Origin of the sequence: Methylobacterium sp. J-001 (genome assembly GCF_022829565.1) — a bacterium.
Lineage (GTDB): Bacteria > Pseudomonadota > Alphaproteobacteria > Rhizobiales > Beijerinckiaceae > Methylobacterium.
Genome location: NZ_JAKSYN010000145.1, coordinates 1 through 404 on the forward strand (window position 1 = coordinate 1; position 404 = coordinate 404).

1 pseudogene is annotated in these 404 nt (G+C 66.6%); it reads right to left on the reverse strand.

The window, feature by feature from the left end:
* Nucleotides 1-404: pseudogene (locus MKK65_RS18780) on the reverse strand (flagellar protein); the annotation flags it as partial.

Below are 404 nucleotides of genomic sequence, written 5' to 3' on the forward strand. Positions count from 1 at the left end.
CGTCGGTCGCTGAGACCGTGAGGTTCGAGTTGCCCTTCGGGTTGAACTTGATCGTCAGGTTGTTGTTGTCGCCCTTGCCGTTGATCAGGTTCGTGCCGTTGAAGCTCGAATCGCCGGCGAGCTGATCGATCTGGGTCAGCAGGCTGTTGTACTGCGAGGCGAGCGTCGCCCGGGCCGAGACGCCCGACACGCTCAGGTCCGAGCTCTGGCCGGCCGCGGCGGTCGTGCCGTAGGTCGGGCCGGAGGAGGCGGTGCCGCCGGCGAAGCCCAGCGCGGTCTGGTCGGCCGAGGTCTTGAATTCCACGTCCGAGGACGCGTTCATCACGATCTTGGTGCCGTCGGTGCTCTTCGAGAAGCTGCCGGCGCCGACCGCGGTGTTGAGCTTGGTCAGGGCCTGGTCGAGG